This is a genomic window from Cohnella zeiphila, from assembly GCF_014212055.1.
GTDB lineage: Bacteria > Bacillota > Bacilli > Paenibacillales > Paenibacillaceae > Cohnella > Cohnella zeiphila.
Genome location: NZ_JACJVO010000033.1, coordinates 49,067 through 68,844 on the forward strand (window position 1 = coordinate 49,067; position 19,778 = coordinate 68,844).

Annotated in this window: 12 protein-coding genes; 2 read left to right on the forward strand and 10 right to left on the reverse strand. The window is 50.6% G+C overall.

Translation table 11 applies throughout. From position 1 onward, the window contains the following. The first annotated feature begins 89 nt into the window (after positions 1 to 89). Entirely contained in the window at positions 90 to 935 is an 846-nt protein-coding gene (locus H7C18_RS26060) for a DUF92 domain-containing protein (RefSeq protein WP_185132057.1), read from the forward strand. Between the two features lie 245 nt (positions 936 to 1,180). On the opposite strand, the gene H7C18_RS26065 is transcribed toward H7C18_RS26060, so the two are convergent. From H7C18_RS26065 to H7C18_RS26110, 10 genes are all read right to left on the reverse strand, one after another. Next, positions 1,181 to 4,063, reverse strand: a complete 2,883-nt coding sequence (locus H7C18_RS26065) for a P-loop NTPase fold protein (RefSeq protein WP_185132058.1) — start codon at positions 4,061 to 4,063, stop codon at positions 1,181 to 1,183. An 80-nt stretch (positions 4,064 to 4,143) separates the two neighbouring features. After that, a complete protein-coding gene (locus H7C18_RS26070) occupies positions 4,144 to 4,494 on the reverse strand; it encodes an exodeoxyribonuclease X C-terminal domain-containing protein (protein ID WP_185132059.1) in 351 nt (116 codons plus the stop codon). Positions 4,495 to 4,760: 266 nt separating this feature from the next. Next, positions 4,761 to 7,289 (reverse strand): discoidin domain-containing protein, encoded by a 2,529-nt coding sequence (locus H7C18_RS26075; RefSeq protein ID WP_185132060.1) that lies wholly within the window; start codon positions 7,287 to 7,289, stop codon positions 4,761 to 4,763. Between the two features lie 27 nt (positions 7,290 to 7,316). Continuing rightward, positions 7,317 to 8,894, reverse strand: a complete 1,578-nt coding sequence (locus H7C18_RS26080) for a response regulator (protein WP_185132061.1) — start codon at positions 8,892 to 8,894, stop codon at positions 7,317 to 7,319. Next, positions 8,887 to 10,644: a histidine kinase gene (locus tag H7C18_RS26085; protein WP_185132062.1), complete on the reverse strand. Its 1,758-nt coding sequence runs from the start codon at positions 10,642 to 10,644 to the stop codon at positions 8,887 to 8,889. The genes H7C18_RS26080 and H7C18_RS26085 overlap by 8 nt, the downstream gene beginning before the upstream one ends. A gap of 94 nt (positions 10,645 to 10,738) precedes the next feature. After that, positions 10,739 to 12,505, reverse strand: coding sequence for an extracellular solute-binding protein (locus H7C18_RS26090; protein ID WP_185132063.1), 1,767 nt, complete (start codon positions 12,503 to 12,505; stop codon positions 10,739 to 10,741). 57 nt (positions 12,506 to 12,562) lie between these two features. After that, entirely contained in the window at positions 12,563 to 13,444 is an 882-nt protein-coding gene (locus H7C18_RS26095) for a carbohydrate ABC transporter permease (protein WP_185132064.1), read from the reverse strand. 18 nt (positions 13,445 to 13,462) lie between these two features. Further along, positions 13,463 to 14,368 (reverse strand): ABC transporter permease, encoded by a 906-nt coding sequence (locus tag H7C18_RS26100; protein WP_185132065.1) that lies wholly within the window; start codon positions 14,366 to 14,368, stop codon positions 13,463 to 13,465. Then, positions 14,365 to 14,679 (reverse strand): hypothetical protein, encoded by a 315-nt coding sequence (locus H7C18_RS26105; protein ID WP_185132217.1) that lies wholly within the window; start codon positions 14,677 to 14,679, stop codon positions 14,365 to 14,367. Before H7C18_RS26105 ends, H7C18_RS26100 begins: the two co-directional genes overlap by 4 nt. 234 nt (positions 14,680 to 14,913) lie before the next feature. Then, positions 14,914 to 18,804 (reverse strand): discoidin domain-containing protein, encoded by a 3,891-nt coding sequence (locus H7C18_RS26110; RefSeq protein WP_185132066.1) that lies wholly within the window; start codon positions 18,802 to 18,804, stop codon positions 14,914 to 14,916. Positions 18,805 to 19,128: 324 nt separating this feature from the next. Here H7C18_RS26110 and H7C18_RS26115 point away from each other — a divergent pair, with 324 nt between their 5' ends. Next, positions 19,129 to 19,758: a hypothetical protein gene (locus H7C18_RS26115; RefSeq protein WP_185132067.1), complete on the forward strand. Its 630-nt coding sequence runs from the start codon at positions 19,129 to 19,131 to the stop codon at positions 19,756 to 19,758. Positions 19,759 to 19,778: the final 20 nt, after the last annotated feature.

The following is a 19,778-nucleotide window of genomic DNA, read 5'->3' on the forward strand; positions in this document are numbered from 1 at the left end:
TTACTTTCTGTCTTCGATCAGAGTGCATTTGATCAGTCACTGGTTGACTTGAGATATAATAGAAGAAAACAAAGGAGTAACTCAAGACGGTGGAATGGTTAATCGGACTGATTGGCAGCATAGGGATTTCAGGGGTGGCTTACGCCAAGCGGTCGTTATCCCGATCGGGATTTCTGGCGGCGACTATACTGGGCACTGCGATGTATGCGCTTGGAAGTACGGTCTGGTTCGGCTCCCTCATCGCCTTTTTTGTTTCGTCGACTTTATGGTCCAAGTGGAAAAAGCATGCAAAGGAAATGATCGCAAGCGGCTATGAAAAAAGCGGAGCGCGAGACGCCGGTCAGGTACTTGCCAACGGTGGACTGGGGCTGCTATTATGCGCGGCGAATTGGGCATGGCCGAATCCGCTTTGGTGGTACGCCTTCCTTGGCGTCATGGCGGCGGTAACTGCCGATACGTGGGCTACGGAAATCGGCGGTTTGAGCCGGACGGCTCCCATATCGATCAAGACCGGCCGGCGCGTTTCGCCAGGTACGTCCGGCGGTATCTCCGGCCTCGGTCTCTTCGCATCGATGGCCGGCGGCCTGTTTATTGGCGCTATAGCGTGGGCGCTACTTGTTGCTTTGCCCGATCAAGAAGCGTCGGATAAGGTCGCATCGGCGGTTAGACTGTTTGTCTGGGCCGGAGTCGCCGGAGTCGCCGGCCTCATTGGATCGTTGTCTGATTCGTGGATCGGTGCAACATGGCAGCAAATGTATCGTTGCAGCGCTTGCGGCCGCGAAATCGAGGTAATGCGGCACTGCGGCAAACCGGCGGTTAGGATTCGCGGCCGTGCCGGCTGGAATAACGATACCGTTAACGTCGCAGGATCGCTTGTAGGCGGTGCGCTCGCAGTCCTGTTCGCATTGGTACTCGGTTTAATTTCAAGTAAATAATCAATTAACGTTCGAACGGAAGAGCTCATTTCTCGTGAGCTTTGCTTTTGGAACCGCCATATGCGGATCCGCATGTACAGGTGATGTGAAAGAACAGGGGCTAAGCCGCCCCCTCCTATTCGATTCATTATTTTAACAGGACTAAAAATCAATAAATAAAGAAACGACCATTCCCCAGGTGAACCAAACGTTCCAAGGCCCTTGATCAGCCTGCCGAATCATGACGGCAGGCTGTGATTTTTTTCTTAAGCAGTGGCAGGAGGACGGTCAGTCAGGACAAATTTTCGCAGGCCAGTCGAGATCCAAAACTCTTCATCTACGCCTTCAACTGGTTTCGAACTAATCAGCTTCGTCCACACTTGATTTACTCGCTCTATCTCTGTTTCCGTAAGCCTCTGAGTGGCTAACCAATCCAAAATATGAAGAAACCTGTAACAAATATTAGAGTTAATTGTAAATCCCGTCTTATCAAGCGAGTCATTAAGTTCTCCCAACGCCGTCGATGCTTCATTCCGGGACATCGGTTCAGTCTGATAACGTTGTACTCCTGTACGCTCAACCGCTTCCTCTATTTCCTCTAAGGTTCGCAATAAGTCAACTAGACTGTCAAAGCGCTCACCATAATACTGCATCGCTTCCTTGCGCGGATCATTTTGCGGCAACAAGGCATGCTTTGTTTCTAGTAAACTCATTACATCTATGTGCCATTGCTCGAAGACTGACGATGCCTGTCCCTTATTTTTATCAAATAAGGCGTCATTTAAAAGGACTTGCTCACTCATCATATCTTGCAGACTATTCCATTGATCCGTCATAGACTTAATGCTTTGCTCGCTGATCTTGGAATCGGGGTAAATCTGTAGAAAGTAGAGCTTGCCGAAAGGAGTAGCAAATTCTCGGGCAAATGCATCCTTAAGCACAATGATTCGCCCCTGCACCCATTTCTTTACCCTTGACTCGTCAAATTCCGGCGGCTGCCGTCTGATGTACTCAAGCATCCGAGGAATAAAGCTTGACAGAATCAACTTGGAGCTTTGTATCTCAACCGCGACTTCCCAAACATGAGAAAATTGGATGCCACTATCTATCAGGGCAGTCAAGAAATTGTCCATTCGCTCCTGAAACTTGACTCCGGAGCTATATTTATTCAATAAGTCAGCATATTCCCTTATACGTTCTTTAGGCTCGGGGCTTAAAGTCAATCGTCCCTCGTCGATCTCAGCGAATTTCTTATCCATTCGCGTTTTGAGAGCATCAAGAAACATGGCATCTTCAGTCCTCGAGAATATAAGCGCATCCATGAAACTCATCCTTGCATCGGCACTTAGCTGCATCCGTTCATTTGAACGCAGAATGTGCAGATAATCTTCCAATATGCAGCGAATCAATGGATGAGTTAGCCTTCGTATGAATAAAGAAGATCTTTTTTCCATTATCCATTCGGTATATTGCGGTTCGTACCAAGTCTTGATTATCGCCACTTGAATGACTACGATCTGAAGGTCCAATTCGGACCAGTTGGTCTCTACTTTCTTTATCTCTGGATGCTTCATGATCACATCATCACTGTATTCCAGCAACTCAATACAGGTGCGAACCATACGTTTGACTTTTCGCGCATTCAGAAGCCGGTGATTGAACTCGCTAAGTGCATGCTCCAGTTCTCTCGCTTTGGCAAGCCGCTCTTTGTACTTATTGCTTTCTTCTCCTTCTTTGGACTTGAATTCTTCACTATCTTGCTTTATTTTTGCCAGTGCCTTCTCTGCTCGACCTTTTATCTTCTTTACTTCATTTAAAATATGGTCGACCATGGAATTTGCATGTTGTTTAATGAAGCCATGCTTCAGCGATTGTGTCCGTTGTTGGTGATCGAAGATAAACTGAATCATCTCTTCGAAAGGTACCTCATCTAGATCGAAGCGGTTATGTAGGAACTTCTCCAAGTATTCCGAAGAACTATTCGCGATTATTTTGTTGTAATCCATTAGGAATACGACTATACATCCGCGGAAGTCAGCAATCTCTTTGATAAATACCAGTGTTTCTTTTGGATTTTCAAGTCGGTCCATGTCGTCGACAATGACATATAGCTTCTTTTCTGAGCTATTGGAGGTTCGGTCTAACATGGTTAAGATATCCTCTTCAAAGCGCCGTTTCGTCTCCCGGTAATCCAAGGGCTCACTTTTGCTGTTCCACATTAACAAATCCGGGAATGTTGAGATTTTGGAATCGCCCACGAACTTCAGGACGATGTCCAAGTAGGCTTTGAATGAACTGCCCTTTCCAGTAAAGATCCCGTTCTTGTCCAACATATCCTTCAGTCTACCAAAAAAATATTCCACCAATTTTTCTCGGTTATCCATAATCAAAGGTTGAATGAAGATCATGTGAGCCACGTGACTCTCCTTCAGAAGGGGCAAAACGAAACTCGTCTTGCCTTCGCCCCATGGTGCACAAATGGCAGTCGCAAAGGGTTCATCTGAATCCTGCAGCTGCAGGAGCTGAAGAAATCTCTCATATTCCCTCTCTCTAGAGGGGAACAAGTCTTCTTTGTTGGCAACGGGCCGATCCGAAAGTACGTCTAGAGTTCTCGGTTTCACTGCTTCCTTCTCTCTCGCATTCCCCATGTACCAGAATAAAACATAGAAGATTGCTAGGATTCCCTGGGTCGACCATACGAAGCCGTAAGCCCATCCGAGCGAGAGTCCAATTAACAAGATCAGTTGCATGATCTTAACGAAATGGTCCAAAATCCTTTGCCGAGACTTGGCGTACAGGCATAAATCACGTACCAAAATGGCTAAAAAGACGAGAATTAATAGGGGCATGAACCAACTGGCATTTTTCACAAAACCGGCAAACTTATCGATCAAGCTCAAAACATAACCTAATCCCGTTGTAAGAAGCAAACTGATTCCGCCATCGAACCATGCCTTGCGCTCGATCTGATTCAGTCCTTTTCTTTTCATCCACCTAAACAGAAGAGCAACGGCTATACCGATAGCGATAAGAAATACAAGTCCATGCTTTTGGTCATAGCGATACAAATCTGAAAGCTTTGAGACCACAGTCTCTGCTCTGCTGCGGATCCATTCACTAACTTTTTGTTCAATATCATGCGACGACATTTGCTGTTTCCCCCACTGGCGCCCAGTCATTGTAAACATCAGATTATTTGAACTTTCATTTTCGGAATGATAAGTATCTATCAAATGTTCGCTTGTTCCGGACTCCAGGTTTGTGTTTTTATATTGTATGCAATAATGAATCGAGACTCTAATCGTGTTGGTTGACTATTATCTTCGACAATATGGTAGTCCCCTTGATGCGTTCCACAATGAGGACAGATGTGCAATACATTTCCAGCATTTATATCCTGATCGAATATCAACTTCCCACTTAAACAGTTCAGGATATTCATCAGGGATCTCATGAACAAAATAATCATACTCTTCTTTTCAGTAAGTCCATTTTCCTCCATCCATTTGAAGTAACCTGGATTCATTTGAAAGACTTCTTCTACTGTCTTTCCTTTATATTTTCCAAATGTCATCTCCATTTTAGATCCTCTCCCATTGCGCAATTAACTCTTATCACAATTGAGGTAGGAAAATTGTACCATCACTTAAGTATTGTTTCTACAACTTTCGTCATGGCTATTGCTTATATTAAATGTAGCACTATGGAAATACTTATGGTCCTGTTATAAGAAGGGAGCTCTGATGAACCAAGCATCATATGTGAGTACACGAATTTCGTTGCAACTACTTGGGGTTTTCTAGAGCTGTAGCCGGTAACGCGGTTTTCGAGTCATACGGTCTCAGTTCAACTTTCAGGCTGATTGTTTAGAGAGTTGCCGTTCCGAGTAACTCGCTCCTCCCAAGACAACTTCTCAAGAGCATCAATACTGCTAGAGCCAAACCGGTCCTCCAGTTGCGAGAGCGGCTCCAGTTGGGCAACCGTGCACCAGGTCAGCCACACGTCGATTGGGCCGTAGACGAATTCCGAGACACGGCCGCCCTCCTCAATCAGTCCGGGATAAGCATAGCCCTTCGTTCCGTCCCAGTCCGTCAAGCGATTGACGTTATGCTTGAGTAGCAATGCGACATGAAGGTAGTGCTCGTCTCTCGTGAAAAGATAAAGTCGGTAATATTGCGCTGTTTGATAGGTCAGGTACATATCTGCGTACGAATGCCCGGTCGCGACCAGACTGCGGCCGACGAGCCTATCGGGAACCGGGGATCGGAAGTTTGCTCCACGACCATCCGTCGCTTTGTCTGGCCGATAGATTTCGTTACGCCACGATGAGGCTGATGTCGGCTTGCCGAGCGCCATGTTTTCGCCGTTTTCACCACTCACGATCAAATCCCGTATGCTGACCCTCGGCCCGGATTCGGCTGAGCCCTTCATTCCCACGACGGTTACTTTCACGTATCTTGTGGAGCACGAACCTTCGAACGGATTCCAATGCTCTTCATCCAACGACGTTTCGATCCGGTATTCATAAGCCATGTCGTCCGGATAAAAGCTGATATCAATGGTCTGAATCGACTGGCTTCTTTCCAAATCGACCATGAGCCACTGAGGCAGCTGGGATTCTCCCGCTTCCCACCGAGTGCCGCCGTTCTCCAGACCGTAATCCCAAGCGAACATCCACGTCTCCGTGAAGTCTGCTGCACCCTGAAATGCCTTCAGCCACTTGGAGTCGCCCGTATGATCGTGCAACGCAAGAAAGGCGTTCATTGCCATCGCGCCCGCTTCCTTATCGATCGTATTGTCGTTGTCCGATGTTCCGCCGACGTACCGGAAGCGTTTGTAGGTATGCTCGTATGCATATTCCCCGGCTCGGACTGCCGCGGCGAAATATCGCTGCTCCCCTGTTGCTTCGTGAAGTCGAAGTAGGAAACGGACCGGGTTACTGGTATTGGCCGTTCCTGGATGCGTAGGCTGGCCTTCAAGATCATAGATGCGACAGAAGGATCCGTCCCCGTTCTGACACTTCGCTAGCCAATCCCCAAAGGTCGCAACATAGTGTAACCAATCCACCCGTTCCTCTCCCTGCTTCTTTAAGAGAAGATACGCGTCCAATGCACCCTCCATCCCGTCTGCCATCGTCCGCAGATCGACAAAGCTGTTTGTGAAGATGCCGGTTCCTTCAAAGTAAGGTTCGTACCACGTTTTGGGAACCCCGGCAGGTGTCATCGATCGCTGCACCCAGAAGTCGACCATCGCGCAACCCTTCCTGATCAGCTCCTCATTCCCATTTCGGTAGCCATGGCGGAGCATCTGATAGGCCGCAGGAAGCTGCTGGCCTACGAATCCCATAACCATCGCGTGTCCTGTCACCTTCCCGTCCGGCAGTTGAGCTTTAAAGGGCAATCCGACAACGCCGTTATAGTCCCGGCAGTAGACATCCAATAAGCCGATGGCGTCTCCATAAAACTTGGCTACGTCGATCCGCTTCACCTCGGGATTGTACTTACCGAAATAGAACCTCCAGGTTTTGCTCATCGCCTCCTCGAACCCCGCCGATTCCCTTTCCAGTCGCAACAAGAGCCGGTAAGAGTGGCTAACCCCTGGACGGACCGGATGGCTTCGCCGAACCCAAGGCTCGCTACGATCGATATAATTGACTTCCCCTTCCCAGCCCGGATACAGGTAGTCAAGCCGCGGAGCGGTATTCCCGCAAATCCCAAGACTGCCATAACGAATCGATTCGTCCACAAGCCATTTGGAGCAGGTTTCGTCGGCGTCCGATCGTGAATCGGCGTCCATGCGTCCAAGCGACAATGTGTACCCCGTCTTGGGGTCGCGCATCATGAGGAACGGCAGTGCCAGCCGCATTTCGCGCATATAAAAGAAATGGTGGGTATAATCGCTCGCGATCGCGTCTTGAACCGTATTCTCGTTGCGTACGTACCAAACGCCCGGCGCGAACATTTCGTATTCGGCTAGTGCGCCTCCTCTCTCTGGCTCCATGCCGAAGCGTGACGAGAAGCCCTCGATATCCCCGCCGGCCGCAACGACCGTTACTTGGCGTTCGCATACGAACGTGCCGTCTTCTTCTCCCGCTTCGAATGTATCTTCAATTCGGATCATCGTGCCCGCCTCAGTCCGCAATTCTCCGGTGAGCAGCAACCGGCTTTCGTCTCCCACGCAGTCGCGATACGTCCCGGCCAGCTCTGACGGCTCCCCGGCTTCATTTTTCAACATAGCTGCAACCGGCAGCCGCTGCCGAAATAATAGCTGCCTCGTCTCTTTCGACACCTGCTCGAGCTCCAGTTCATACCCCCCGCTCGACTTTTTGACGAAAGTAAGCACGTATTCCCCTGATGTTAGGTTCATTCGGTTCATCGTATGGCCCCCTTTGCCTCATCTTTACTAGCTCGGCTGTTTTCGATAATCTCCCGGACTGATGCCGGTATCGTTCTTGAAATGCAAATAAAAATGATTTGTATTCTTATAGCCGACCTTCTCGGCGATGTCTGCAATAGATAATTTCGGATCGCGCAGCATACGCTTCGCTTCCTCGACGCGTATGCCGTTGATAAAGTCGTTATAATACTTGCCCGTCTCCTTCTTGAACAGTTGTCCAAGATACCCGGAGCTGATGTAGAACATGCCCGCGATTTTCTTCAGATTGATATCTTCCCAATAATGGCATCGCACGTACTGCACAACACTCGCAATCTCGACGTCCGGCGGCGTCTCCCGCGTCTTGAGTATGAATTTCGAAACGTCCTCGCACAGCAGCAGCAGCTTCTTCTTCGCATCCTCATGATTCTTCAGCTTCGCCATCCAATCTTCATTGCCGCACCGTTCCCGGTACAATTTGTTCCAGTCCCCCTCCTGAGCAAGGACGAGGCGAGACAGCTGGAGGATGGCATAAACGATCGCGTTGCGGATCGTTCCTAATGGCGCGGAACGGTCTTCGAGCTCCCGAAACAGCGATTCGATTCCGTATTCCCAGTTCGTATGGTCCCCGCTCTTAACGGCTTCCTTGAGCTTCTCCGCATCCCAGCTCAGCGACCAAGCCGGTACGAAATCTTGAACAGCTTCGCCGTGGTAGATTTGAATTTCGGGCTGAAAAAAGGTTTGCTCCAACGCTGATTTGGCTTTGTCGTACGAGCGAACGATCACTTGGCTGTGTCCGACCGTCATACCGGTTCCAACGTATACCCTCATCTTTGCATACACCTGCGTAAAGTCGACGATCTGGCGTAGCAGAGGCTCGATGGACGCATGAGACAACTGCCGGTCTTCGCCGACCAACAAAATTCCGTAACGCTGCTCGCTCTCCTCGAACACGAAACCGATGCTAAAGGTCTTCACGATGTCCTCGAGAATATTGCGAACGGCAAAACGAAACAAATGAATTTCACTCTCCGGAAGCTCCAACAACATCTCGCCGTAATGATCGAGTTCTACGAGCAGCACTCGGAAATAATGGCGTTCCAGCAGCGTCTGAAGCTTCATCGTCTCGGCAATGTCCTTCTGGATCGATTCGCCGTGGACCAGCTTTCGAAAAAAGTAGTCGTGAACCCATTTATCCTTCTTGCGCTGCTCGTAGGAGCTTGACCATTGCGCTTGAAGCGCTCGCTTCACTTTCGATAAGACGCCACGTAGCTCGTCCTCGTCAACAGGCTTGAGCAGGTAACTGGAAATCCCATACTGTATCGCTTGTTTGGCATAGGCGAAATCGTCGTAGCCGCTTAGAATAATAATGAAGGCATCTGGCTCCCGTTCTTTAACGCAGCGAGCCAGTTCCAACCCATTTAACCCAGGCATTCGAATATCGGTAATGAGCAGATTGGGCCGCTCCCTCTCGTATAGCTCCAGCGCTTCTTCACCGTCTTCGGCTACCCCAACGATGACGAAGCCTTCTTCGTACCAATCGATGATCTGCTTCAAGCCTTGGCGGATATCGTATTCGTCGTCTGCAATCAATACTTTAAACATTCGGATTCACCTCGGTCCGTTCTAGTCGCCGCGGAATAGAGATCGTGACGCTTGTTCCTTCTCCAGGAACGCTCTCTACGGTCAGACCATAACCTTCACCGTAATACAGTGCGATGCGTTCGTGAACATTCTGCAATCCAATTGCCCGCCCTTCGTTGCGGTACTTATCCCGGGCCCGCAGTGATAGCTGGATGCGCTCAAGCTTATCGGCTGAGATCCCTATGCCGTCATCGCGGACGACGATCTGCACGCCATCGTTCTCTTTCTTCGCGGTAATCGAGATGACGCCCTTCCCCTTCTTGTTCTCGATGCCGTGCTTGATCGCGTTCTCAACGATTGGCTGTACGATTAGCTTTGGAATGTTCATACTCAGCAGCGATTCATCGATATCCATCTCTACTGTGATCTTGTCGTGGAACCGTCCTTTCTGAATTTCCAGGTAGCTATTCGCAAAGTCGATCTCTTCTTCCAGGCGGATGACGTCATCGTGCCAGTTGAGAGATTTGCGCAAAATCTTGGACAAATTGCGGACCATGTTGGCTGTATCCCGATTCTGATTGGACGTAATCAGTTTCATGCGAATCGATTCAAGTGTGTTGAACAGGAAATGCGGATTGATCTGACTGTGCAGCGCATATAGCTCAGCTTCACGTTTCTTGATTTGCGCATCCTGTAGGCTAAGCCGAATAACATAATTCTCTTCGATCGAGTGTTCGAGACCTTCAACCATTTGATTGAAATTCTTGGTTAGTTGTCCTATTTCGTCTGCACGTCCGTCCCCTTGCACCTTCACGAATTTCCCCTGCTTCACCTGAGTCATCGTTCGGAGCAGTTTACGGATTCGATCCATGATTCGATTGAGGAAGACAATGATCAGACAACAGGAGAACAGCAACGTCAGCCCTGTCACGATCAGGCTGGTCTTCCGCACCTGCTTCTCTTCCTTCAGCAGGCTGTCAATTGGCGCCTCAATGAGGATGCGCCAGTTGGGCAAATCACGTCCACTAATTTCTGTCGTGATCGTCTTATACTCGCCTGAACCATCATCCTCCGCTCTGACGGAGAAAGGACGGCCGACGACAGAACGTTCATTCGACGATACAACCGTGCCGGTCTCATCTACGATCGATGTTCTTCTTTCGTTTGGATCGCTCTCCTTCATGAGCGAATAAAGCCGCGATTCCTCGAAGCGAATGGTGACGACCCCGAACAAATTACCGCTTAAGTTGCGGATGGACCTGCTTACATACAGATCACTACCGGACCTGCCCCAGACAATGCCGGTTCCTGCTTCAACAGCGCGGGCATATTCCGGAAGCGCGCGCACCTTATCGTCCACGCGTTCATAGATGCCGAGTCCAGGCAACAGCGTTTCATTGACGAAGTAAATTTTTAAACCCGTCGTAGCGTTCCGCAATCCGAAATCGTACGTAATGGGCTTCAAATAATATTGGTAGGCGTCAATGCTGTCCAAATTCTCACGATAGTCCTTAATCGGATTCAAGTAATATTGCAGAGTCTCGTCCATTCCAAAACGCGTGACCATGTCGGCGTACTGCTGAACCAGCTCCTTCACGTTATTGCCCATCTGCTCTGCCGCTTCCTGGGTCAGCTCTGTTGTCTGCCGAATAATTTGATTCCCCGATACGTTTAACAAGACCTGCGCGATCAACAATAGCGGGAGAAAGACGGAGAAGAAATAAACAACAATCAGTTTGAATCGCAGCGATAGATTCCCCCACCGTTTCACTCACTTGTCCACTCCCGCAAATGAAATAGGCAAAAGAGGGGAGGATCTCCCCTCTTACGCCGGCATACGCACTACAAGTCTAAACCAAGACCGGTTAATGCATCGTGCTTAGCTTTTGCTTGTTCGTCTCAAAGCCTTCCTTATAGAAGTTCATGACCTTCTCGATGCCCATATTGCTCAGCTCTTTGATGAATTTTTGCTTCGCCGCGGCGAAGGAAGCGTCATCCTTGGCGTAGACAACACGCGCGATATTCATGTCCAAGTACGTCTTGATTTGCTGCTCAAGCAACGCAACATCGCTGTTCGGGTCCGGCTTGACCGGATCGATGAGAGACGTATCGGCCGAATAGTGCTGGCGTGTCTCGAAAATTTGCGTCGGATATTTCAGTTGGTGGTCGGCGATATATTTTTTCTCCGGCTCCGTCATGTTCTCGACGTAACGTTCCGGCGCGTTGTCCCCATATTTGACTTTCCAGCCCTTGTCGGGGTTAAGCGGTTTGCCGTTGATGATGAAGTTCGGCGCCATGTAGGCGTTACCAACCTTCTTCGCGGCATCCGGATCGCTTGGCTTGTTCGGATCCACAGGTAGCGGCTTCGGAACGCCGCCGTCCATCTTCCACAGCTGCCCTTCCGGACCGTTCCACATTAACTCCACGCCGTCCCAGCTCGCCGCAAAGTTCATGAATTTCATGACAGCTTCCTTCTTGTCCGATTTCTTAGAGATCGACCAAAGCATGTTATTGCCTACCGGAGAAGAGAATCGGAAGAACGTATAGTCTTGCTTCGCGTCAAGCAACGTAGGAATGAAGCCTTTCTCCGTGTCCTTGTTGCCGCGAATGACATCATTTGGCCAGCCGATCTGCCAGTTGGCCAGGCCAAGATGGTAACGCAACGCTTTACCTTTATCTTGTACTTGCTGGGCTTTCATCGTTGCGGATTCCGGATCGAGCAGCCCTTCGCGATACGCCTTATTCCAGAATGTCATCGCTTTCCAAAAGGAATTGTCCTCATCCGTAAATCTCGGCACCAGCTCATTCTTTTCGATGTCTAAATAATTGAAGCCGCCGACACTAGCAAAGCCATCGTTATGTGCGGTATTCCAATCGACGTAATCCCAGCCGCCCGGATCCGCGAACGGAATACCGGAAAGGTACGTTTTCTGACCTCCAGCGTTCGTTGGCTCGAGCTGCTGTGCTGCCTTGCCGTACGCAAGCAGATCGTCCAGGCTTTTAAGTTCGCCAAGACCGGACTTTTCGAGGAGGTCGCCGCGGACCTGGAACACGAGGTCATATCCCATTGGATAGAAGCTCTCGTCGCCGATCAGTCCTGGGACAAAGTACAGCCCGTCCTTGCCATCCGAATACATGAGCCGGCTGTAATCAAGACCTTCCTTCACGTTGGCCGTCAAGTCCGGGCCATACTGGGAGATCAGATTGTCTAGCGGTTCGATCATGCCGTTTTTTAGCATGAGTTTGTTAATGTTCATATCACCGGTAATGATGAGGTCTGGCAAATCGTTGGTCGCAATCAGTGTGGACAGCTTTTGGTTGGCTTCGTCCTGGCTGCCGCCCGTGTTGACGAACTCCAGCTTGACGCCGGCACGCTTCTCAATTTCATCCATGACCGGGTTATCGAGCACATTTGACGGCAATGTCCCCGCATTGGCATGGAATACCTTGATCGTGACGGGCTCGGTGGATTGTTGCGTGTTCGAACTCGCCGCGCTCGAGGAGCTTGGGCTACTAGAAGGACTCCCTTCCTGTGCTGCGTTGTTGCCTGAGTTGCTGCCTCCACCGGAGCATGCGGTCGCGATCACGAGGAGCGTGGCCGTCATTCCGGTCGCGATTGGCCATCTTTTCATTGTGCAACCTCCCTATGATTAATTCTATTTTATCTATTCGGCAGATGCCGTAACAGATCAACCTTTGATGGCGCCGATCATAATGCCCTTAACGAAGTGTTTCTGCAGAAACGGATACACGAGAAACACGGGAATGACGACGAGCACAGTAATGGTCATTCGTAACGAGGTCGGCGTTACCGAGAGCGTATCCTGCGAGGCCGACAACAGCGCCGCATCGCGCAAGCTGAATTGCTGCGTCTGAAGAAAGCGTAGCAGCATGAGCTGCAGCGTCATGAGCTCCTGCCGGCTATTGTAGATCAGATTATCCATCCAGTTGTTCCACTGTCCGACGGCGGCAAAAATCGTGATCGTCGCCAGAATCGGCTTCGACAGCGGTAAAGCAATGCGGCGGAATACCGTGAAGTAACCTGCTCCTTCCATCATTGCGGCTTCCTCCAGTTCCGGCGGTAACTGCTCAAAGTATGTTTTGATGAGTACGAGGAAGAACGCGTTGACAAGTCCCGGGATCACATAGATCCAGAACGTGTTGAGCAGATGAAGTTCATACATCAAAATGTAGTTCGGAATGAGGCCTGCTTGAATGTACATCGTCAGGATGACGACGATATACATCGGTTTGCGAAAGGGTGTCGCACGCTTCGTCAACCCAAAAGCGAACATCGAACAGCCAAACAGCGTGATCAGCGTCCCGATGACGGTTCGACCGATCGAGATCAGGAGAGGCCCGGTAAGATCATTTTTTTTGAAAATCTCGCTATAGTTGACGAGTGTAAAACTCCTTGGCACGAGGAAGCTCGGATGGCCAACCACAAGCGATGGCTCAGACAATGAATAGATAAGGATAAAGTAAAACGGGTAGCAGGTCGCCAGCGCAAGCAACCCGAGCGCGGCGTAATTCATAATATTGAACATACGATAGGACGGCGATTCCCTCATTCTTTTGTCCCCCTTGCCTTACAAAATCGACCGGCCGTTGATCCGTTTGCTTATCGCGTTCGCTGCCAATAGCAGCAAAACGCTGACGAGCGATTTCATGATCCCGACCGCCGTTGCATAAGAAAAGCTCAGGCCCTGCAGCCCCATTTTATACGTGTAGGTGTCCAGGTTCTCGAGCCGATCCATGACCATCGGATTCATGAAAGTGAACATCTGCTCGAAGCCGCCACCGGCCAGCAAATTACCGATGCCGAGGATTAGTAGCACAACAAAAGTCGGCAGCATACCCGGGAGTGAGATGTGCCAAGCTTCTTGGTATCGGCTCGCTCCGTCGACCCGCGCTGCTTCATACAGCTCTTGGTCGACCCCACTCAGCGCTGCAAGATAGATGATGGCGCCCCAGCCAAGCCCCTTCCACATGCCTACCAACGTCTGAAAGTACCAGGCGATGCCCGAATTTGAAAGCAAGTCAGTCGGCGTATGAATCAGACCGAATTGCAGCAGCAGCTTGTTGATCGCTCCTTCGTCTACCGAGAAGAATGAGAAGAAGACCGAATATACGATGATCCACGAGATGAAGTTCGGGAGAGACGATACGGTCTGCACAAACTTGCGAAACTTCATCTTCTTCACTTCGTTCAGCAGCAGCGCGAGAATCATCGGGGCGGGCGAGGTCAAGAGGCTGAGAAAGCTGATGACCAGCGTGTTTCGAAGTGCATGCATGAACTGAGCGTCGGTCAGCACCCGGTGAAAATGCTTAAGGCCGACGAAATCCTGTTCCAGAATCGGCTTGCCTGGAAAGTAATCCTGGAATGCCATAAGCCAACCGAACAAAGGGACATAATTAAATAGTAAGATGAAGGCAAAAAACGGCACGGTCATCAGAATGAGCGGCAGCTTGATGCTGCGAAACTTAGTGCTCATGATAAACCTTCCAGCATTCGTTTCGTTCGCTCAAGCGGAACCTTTGGTTGCCCAAACTGTTGTTCTTGTTCGTTGCGCAAAACATTCGGCACGCCCCGACTCTCGTTATGAGATACCCAAGCGACGATGCACGGATGGTTGAAGTCCCGCTCCTCGATTTTCTGAAAAGAGAACGGGACATGTCCGCCTTCGTGCTCACCTACTTTTCGGCCATTCACCCCTACCGTAGCCGCATAATCGACGGCTCCCCCATTTAAGTTGATCCAGTTCTTCCGCTTGAACTGCGGACGTGGATACTCGTTTCTCGCCATGCTGCAATCCCTCCATGCCAGAAACTCGCCGGCTTTCGTTGGTTCGTCAATCTACACTTTCATCGTACAGGAGGACGGAGAGCGGAACAGTTCATAAATTTCGAGACCTGATTCTAAAAATTTATAGAAATGCGGGGACTGGAAGACGTTGGCTTTTGCGTCTCCAGTCCCCGCATGATGACTCGTTTTGTATGAACTGCACCTGGCATGGAAAGAAAGATTCCCCTTTGTTGCTTAGAACTCCTCATTAAGTTGCTTGCGAGTCTGAAGCGGCAGCTGCTCGATCTCGTCGATCGACATGCTGCCAAACCGATCCTCGAGCAGGGAAAGCGGCTCAAGCTGCGCAACCGTGCACCAAGTCAGCCAGACACCAATCCCATCGTACTTGAACTCCGTCACGTCGCCACCCTCCTCTACCAATCCAGGGTAGGCGTAGCCGAGCGTACCATTCCAATCTGTCGTACGGTTGGCATTGTTCTGCAGGATACGGGCCATGTTCAGGTCATGCTCATCGTCAGTATACAGATAGAGCCGATAATAAGCCGCGCCCATGTATGCCATGTACATATCCGTATAAGAATGACCCGTCGCGACAAGGCTTTGACCGACGAGGCCGCTCGCAGGGAACGGCGAATAGTCGTTCGTATCGACAGAACCGTCTGTCGCCTTGGACGGCGCATTTCGGTCGCTGTCGTAAGTAGAAGCCGTCGTCGGCTTGCCCACGGCGATGTTGGTATGGTCGGACGAGCGGTATACCTTAAGCTCCCATACGCTGACCCAGTCTCCAGGTGATTCTGTCCCCGTCACGGTCAGGCGCACGTATCTCGCGTTCGCACTGCCGGTATCCTCGTAAGACGGACTGCCGGCTGCCGAGTTCGATGTTCGGTCCTTGAACAGGGTCCAATTCGTGCCGTCGTTCGAAACCTCAATTTTGTATTGGTAGATATTGTTCGGGAATTCAAAGTAGGTTTCGACTTTCTCGATCGCGGTTGTCTGACCCAGGTCGACCTGAAGCCACTGCGGCTTTGCGTCTCCCGCCGCTGCCCACCGGGTGCCGCCAGGCGTAATCTCGTAGTTCCATGCGTAAGTCCATGTCTCCGTATAAGCGGCCGCACCTTGGGCAGCCGTAAGCCACTTCGCCGTTTTCGTCGCGTCATAAAGCGCGAGGAACGCGTTGATCGCCAGCGCACCCGCTTCTTTGTCGATCGTGTTGTTGTTATCCGACGTACCGCCGACGTACTGCGTCGTCTCATATACATGATCGTATGCATAATCGCCGGCCGCAACGGCGGCGTTTAAGTAATCCATATCATTTGTCACTCGGTAGAGTTTAATTAAAAACCGGATCGGGTTGGTCGTGTTGAACTTACCGGTATGGACCGGATTACCCGCTTGATTGTAAATTCGGTAATAAGAGCCGTCCGCATTCTGGTTTGCGACGAGCCAATCGCCGAACGTTTGCGCATAATTCAGCCACGCGGTCTTCGTTTGCCCGTTCTCCTCCATGACGCGATAAGCGTCTACGACGCCCTCCATGCCATCACTGACGGTACGGAGATCGACGTCATTGGGACGGAAAGAACCGCCAGACTCATACGGTTCGTACCAGATTTTTGGCAAGCCGGACGGGGTCATGGAGTGATTTACCCAGAAATCGACCATCGCCGATCCTTTGTTTAAGATGCCGCTATCATTGTTCTGGAGGCCATATCGGATCATCTGGTACGCCGCCGGGAGCTGCTGCCCGACGAAGCCCATGACCATCCCATTACCGGTAACCTGTCCGTTTGGAATTGCCGCCTTGAACGGCAGGCCGATGACGCCATTGTAATCTCGTGAGTAGGTATCTAACAGTTCGATCGCGTTGTTGTAAACACTCGGGACCGAAACTGCCTGCACCTGTGGATTGTACAAGCCGTAATAATATCGCCAATGATTCTTCATGGCTTCGTTGTAATCCGTGCCGGAAGTGAACCGAAGCGCCAGCTGATATTGGTGGGAGAAACCCGCTTGCACCGGATGGCTGCGTCGTGTCCAGCCACCGCCCAAATAGCTTTTCTCGCCTTCCATTCCCGGATAAACAAAGTCAAGCGAAGGCTGCGTACCCTTGTGCACGCCTAGACTGCCGAACTGAATCGAGCCATCAACGAGCCATTCCGAAGTTTTCTCCGTAACGCCCGAGGCGTCTTCGGCGTTGATGTGTCCGAGCGAAGCGATATCCCCGCTGTTCCGGTTCTGCATCATGAAGAAAGGCAGCGTGAGCCGCATCTCGCGAATGTAATCGTAATCGTCATCAAAGCCTTTTCCCAAGGCTCCCGCGACCGCATCGGCATTTTGCTTGTACCAGACCCCTGGCGCCAGCATATCGTATTGCATGATGCTCTCTGGGGCTGCCGGAGTCAAGCTGAATTTCGTGTTGAACCCCTCGTCCCTGCTGTCAGCCCGTAAGACCGTAGCGGTGCGTGATACGACAAAAGATCCTTCTCCTCCGCCGGCTGCTGTCGCCGTATAGACGTCCTGAAATCCGATTTGGCTCCCGTTGTCGGTCGTAACGGTTCCGCTTAAAGTAAGCCCTCCTCCTGTCCAAGCCGCACTGGTGTAAGCCGATTCGTAAGCACGCATATTGCCCATGCTGTCTTTGATAAGCACCGACTGTGGCATCGACTGGCCGTAAACACGTTCGCCATTTGATCGATAGATGCCGATGCCGTATCGGTTCGGTGCAACGGTCTCCGTCTTTAGCCGGTAATCGCCGGAGATCAGCTGATTGGTCGAGAGTGTCGGGCTTTCGGGTCCAAATACCTTGAACTCGTAAATGCTTGCCCACATTCCGCTTGATTGGGTGCCCGTCACCGTGATGCGGACGAAGCGGCCGGTCTGGCTGCCCAGATCGGTATAGGCGGGATTCGCAAGTTCCGTATTGGTTGTTCGATCGGCGAATAGGTGCCACTGAGAGCCATTGTCCGATACTTCGATTTTGTATTGATAATAAGAGTCCGTAAATTCAAAGGCCGTCTCTATGCGCGCAATCGCGAGCGGCTGGCCCAAGTCGATTTGCAGCCATTGCGGCTTTGAGCTGCCGTTCGCGGCCCACCTCGTACCAACGGAATCGCCGTCGACAGCGCGGTCCGGACCGTAAGCGACATCCTGGTTGCTACTCGAAGTCGCTGGCTTCCCCTGAGCCAAATTCAACGTGGCGAGCACCTTGAACTCTTTGATACTAGCCCAGACGCTCGCGTTTTGTTGTCCGGTCACCGTAATGCGCACATACCGACCCGTTACGCCGCCGCGGTCATCATAAAATGGAGCGCCTAAAACGGTATTGGACGTGCGGTCAGCCAATGTCGTCCAGGTTGACTGATCCTGCGAAACCTCAACTTTGTATTGATAATAGGAATCATCGAATTCAAAAAAAGTCTGCGTACCTACGATCCGATAGCTCTGCCCCAAATCAACCTGCAACCATTGTGGTTTTGAGCTGCCGTTCGCAGCCCATCGTGTCATCGCGGAATCGCCGTCGACCGCCATCTCCGGCGCATGAGCGCTGTCCTGCGCCGAAGATGCGCTTACCGCCTTGCCAAGCGCCGCATTTACAACGTCCTCCTGCTCGAATGGAGCAATACGAAATTCCTTAATGCTGGCCCACATGCCCGCGTCCTGGGTGCCAGTTACCGCAATTCTGACGTAACGGCCTAAAGCGCTGCCCGTATCCCGATATTCGCCCTTGGCCAGCGCAGTATTGCCCGTCCGATCGGCGAAAGTGGTCCAAGCCGAGCCGTCATTTGACGTTTCGATTTTGTACTGATAATACGAATCGGTGAATTCAAAGGATGTCTCCACCTCTGAGATCCTACGCGAGGCGCCGAGATCGACCTGCAACCATTGCGGCTTTGAGCTGCCATTCGCTGCCCAGCGCGTCGACGAATTCCCGTCGATCGCCATCTCAACATTATGTGCAGCGTCCTGAACTGACGAAGCTGTAGCCGTTTGGCCCAAAGACAGGTTAACATCTTCCTTGGCCGCATCCGCAAAAGCTACAGGGAAAATGCTGAGCAGCAATGCAACTACTGTAAGCACACAAATCAAATACTGGCCGATCGCTCGCCTCCATCGTTTCTGCTGCATGTTGAAGCCTCCGTCTCGATTTGTTTTTTGCCCAGACACGACTCAAATTGTAGGTCCGGCGGAAACGGAAAACCATTCAAAAATTTACTGAACGCATTTCAAAAACATTGAATTTTCGGAACGAACCTCCTATTCATGAACACCGCTTCTGGCTCGGACGATGATGAATACGAATTGCTGGCTTGTTTGATAACGTGCGTTCGTTCCCATTCTGTCGAACGCTGGCGCTATCTTATTCCTAATTTCATCTCGAGGAAGGAATTGGATGGCCCTTGTCGAATATAGGGTCTTTATGCCTAGTAAAAATGAACGAGGGGGATCTATATGGAGGTTGAAACTGCTTATTTTCAAGAGCCGCCACCGATTGCCAAACAGAAGCCATTAATTCATCAACCGCTCTTTATCATCGCGCTTGTCCTTGCGATCATTTCTGTGGCCGGTGTCGGTTATCTTTACCAAATGAACACAGATTTAAAGAAGCAATCGGAAGCACAGCAGACGTCACTTGACGAACTGTCGAAGAGGATCGAGGCTTATAAAGCGGACTCAAGCAAACTCGCCGCGTTGCAAGATAGAGCTGATGCAATCGCAAAAGCATCATATCTTACGGTGTTACAGCATGATATTGAAGGCGGAGTCGTTACCGACGACTTTGTCGTTAGTAAAACTTACTTTAGCATTGCGGATGACAATAAATTAGATGTCACCATCGACTTGGATACACAGCCACAAATGAACCTGCATTACACGGGCCAAGGCGCGTTCGACTTGAGTGATCGGGAATTGCGTGCGAAAAGTCTTGCCATTATAGACGCGGTTAAGAACCGCTATGCCTCGGAAGCCCCTGACAGTTTGCCCAAATGGGACGGCTCGACCTCCGTTAGTCTGACGATTAAAAACTATGCGATTGGTGATTCGTCGTCTGGCGAGTTCAAACTCGTCGGTGAAAAGTAAGAACAAAAAAAGCTTCGTCC

Bases quoted from the DNA above. Each gene is read 5' to 3' on its own strand.
- H7C18_RS26065 (WP_185132058.1), bottom strand. From the start codon at position 4,063: ATGTCGTCGCATGATATTGAACAAAAAGTTAGTGAATGGATCCGCAGC.
- H7C18_RS26070 (WP_185132059.1), bottom strand. From the start codon at position 4,494: ATGGAGATGACATTTGGAAAATATAAAGGAAAGACAGTAGAAGAAGTC.
- H7C18_RS26075 (WP_185132060.1), bottom strand. From the start codon at position 7,289: ATGAACCGAATGAACCTAACATCAGGGGAATACGTGCTTACTTTCGTC.
- H7C18_RS26080 (WP_185132061.1), bottom strand. From the start codon at position 8,894: ATGTTTAAAGTATTGATTGCAGACGACGAATACGATATCCGCCAAGGC.
- H7C18_RS26090 (WP_185132063.1), bottom strand. From the start codon at position 12,505: ATGAAAAGATGGCCAATCGCGACCGGAATGACGGCCACGCTCCTCGTG.
- H7C18_RS26095 (WP_185132064.1), bottom strand. From the start codon at position 13,444: ATGAGGGAATCGCCGTCCTATCGTATGTTCAATATTATGAATTACGCC.
- H7C18_RS26100 (WP_185132065.1), bottom strand. From the start codon at position 14,368: ATGAGCACTAAGTTTCGCAGCATCAAGCTGCCGCTCATTCTGATGACC.
- H7C18_RS26105 (WP_185132217.1), bottom strand. From the start codon at position 14,679: ATGGCGAGAAACGAGTATCCACGTCCGCAGTTCAAGCGGAAGAACTGG.
- H7C18_RS26110 (WP_185132066.1), bottom strand. From the start codon at position 18,804: ATGCAGCAGAAACGATGGAGGCGAGCGATCGGCCAGTATTTGATTTGT.
- H7C18_RS26115 (WP_185132067.1), top strand. From the start codon at position 19,129: ATGGAGGTTGAAACTGCTTATTTTCAAGAGCCGCCACCGATTGCCAAA.